We start from the raw sequence: 2,457 nt of genomic DNA on the forward strand, positions 1-2,457 counted from the left end.
CGCGCAAATGAGCGCGTCGTCGAGTTTCAGCGCACCTTCCCGCTTGCAGCGCTATGGGGCCCCGGCGACAAGGCCTCTGCCGACATGATGTCGTTGGACGCTTCCCAGCACCTGTGGAACGCACGCGTCGATCCGCGGCGTCGTACTTACGCTGCCGGGCTCTACACCCACGTCCTGGATCGCTACGGCATCGTGTACGACCAGCCGATCGTGCTCAATGAACGACAAGCCGGTGCCGCCATCGCTGGCCAGGCAAGGACCGGCTGCTCGACAGACCGCGCGCGAATAGCCCGTCGTTTTTCATCGTGGCAGTGACGGCGTCGGAGGCGGCCACCGGGCTCACCATTTCAGCATCGCCACAAAATGCACGAAAACCAGCGTCCGGCCAAACGCGAGCATCTCGCAACTCATTGATTTGATTGAGGTTAGGCGGGTTAAGCGCCACAAAATGCACGAAAACCGAGATCGCCCCGTAGCGGCGTCCGGCGCGCGCCCGCATCAGGCGTCCTAAACAAGCGGCGGGCCCCCCGGTGGATATCCAGGTCGATGGGGCCGTTTGAAAATGCTCGCGTCGTCGTAACTGGAGTACGATTCGAGCCTCAAAATCAAGCCGGCCGCCGCCCTGCCGAAATTGATAAAGTCGTTATAAATCAACGACTTTGTCAACGCCGAGTTCAGATGTCGCATTCCCTCCCAAGTAGAAATGTCGCATTTGCAAGGTTTGCCGTGGTCTCGGTGGTTGCCTTGCCTTGAGCATCATCCGCACAGGCCTGTCAGCCGGAGGCCGGCGCAGTTTTCGATGCGCAGACCTTCATCACCGCCATTTCCATGTCCTTGGGGGTGATCTGCCTCGAGCGCTTCGTGCCCGGCAAAGCCTTCTTGGGGTAGGGCGCTTTGCCTTGGTTCGTGCGCGACGGGGTGTTGGAGATGCGGCGATCGTCACGCTGGGCCTGGATCACCAGTGCGGCTTGCAAGGCGTGGCTCAGGCGCTTGTTCTCGACGATGGCAGCTGTGTCGACCTGAGGCAGCCGGTCGTAGCGCTCATAAACCAGATTGGCGCCGTCGGCTCTCAGTTCGATCCGGCCATCCGGGTACTCGAACACGTCGATGTAACGGTGGATCAGCTTGCGGTTGGCCGGCGTGTCCTTGAGCAGGTAGATGACCCGGTCGTGCTGCAGCGTCAGAGACAGCGAGACCTTGCGCTGAAGTCGCCAGGTGAATAGAAGATCCAGATCTTCGTCGTCGCGCACCGGCCGGTGGGCATCGAACTCGCGCAGTGGCGTCTTGGCGAAACGGGCGTTGAAATCGGCCATGAAGTGCGGTGCGAAGGCGTTGGCCGCCTCGCGCGTATTGATCTCCCGCAGGCGCAATTCCTTCACCAGGCGATCCTGCAGGGTCAGGTTGGCTCGCTCGACTCGGCCCTTGGCCTGGCTCGTGTTGGCACACATGATGTCGATGTTCAGCTCGAAGAGGACGCGCCCAAACTGGGTCGTGCCACGGCCGAAGTCGGTCGAGCCGCGCACCGATCGGAAGATGCTGGCCTTGTCGCTGTAGAAGGCCACCGGCTTGCCATGCTGTTCCAGGTACGCCCGAGTGGCCTCGAAGTACGCGAAGGCCGACTCTGTGGGCACGAAGTGCAGCTGCATCAGCCGGCTCGTGGCATCGTCGATGAACACCAGCAGCGTGCAATGCGCATCACGTTCCTCGAACCACGCATGGTCGCTGCCATCGATCTGGATCAGCTCGCCGACACATGCGCGGCGGTTGCGGGGCTGGTGGATCTTGGCCGCGCGTTGCTTGCGGGGCGTCCACAGCCCCGCGGCCGTCATCAGCGTTCGCACCGTCTCGACACCGATTGTCAAACCATGGCGTTCGGAAAGCTTCTCGCAGGCCAACGTGGGCCCGAAGTCCGCGTAGCGCTCCCGGATCAGCCCGATCGCGCGCTCCGCGACCCCCGGCGCCAACTGGTGGTTGCTGGATCGGCCTCGCTTGCGCGAAACAAGCCCGACAGCGCCTTCGTCCCTGTACCGCTGGATCAAGCGCTCAAGCTGCCGTCGACTCAGGCCGAGCCGCAGCGCGGCCTGGCCGACGCGCGTCATCCGATCGACCACAGCCTGGATGGTCTTGAGGCGGTCGGCTTCGCGCATCGACATGGTGATAGTTGCCGCCGGTGTTGCCATCGCTGTGCCTCGGGTCCAGAAGCTGGACCGGGGCAACAATGCGACATTTCTATTCGGGCCAAACGCGACATTACTATTTGGGGCCTAGACTTAGAAGATACAATGCGATTTATGTTAAATGTTATTTCGATGGCTGCTCGAGCGTGGCGGCGTTGACGCCATCTCCGCGCCTGCACAAGTAGGCGGCCCTGCTTCGCCGCGCCTGCAATAGACAGCAATCGCGCGAAGTTCATCACACCTCAACTGGAAAGCTCCTGCCAGAATTGCTCTCATGCCT

General features: G+C 61.8%; 1 protein-coding gene and 1 pseudogene. One reads left to right on the forward strand and one right to left on the reverse strand.

What is annotated here, in order from left to right:
* Window positions 1-291: pseudogene (locus AC1DYD_RS41215) on the forward strand (Tn3 family transposase); the annotation flags it as partial.
* Window positions 292-773: 482 nt separating this feature from the next.
* On the opposite strand, the gene AC1DYD_RS41220 reads toward AC1DYD_RS41215, so the two are convergent.
* Entirely contained in the window at window positions 774-2,180 is a 1,407-nt protein-coding gene (locus AC1DYD_RS41220) for an ISNCY family transposase (RefSeq protein ID WP_478178468.1), read from the reverse strand.
* Window positions 2,181-2,457: the final 277 nt, after the last annotated feature.

Source organism: Variovorax sp. P4_B11, from assembly GCF_056402355.1.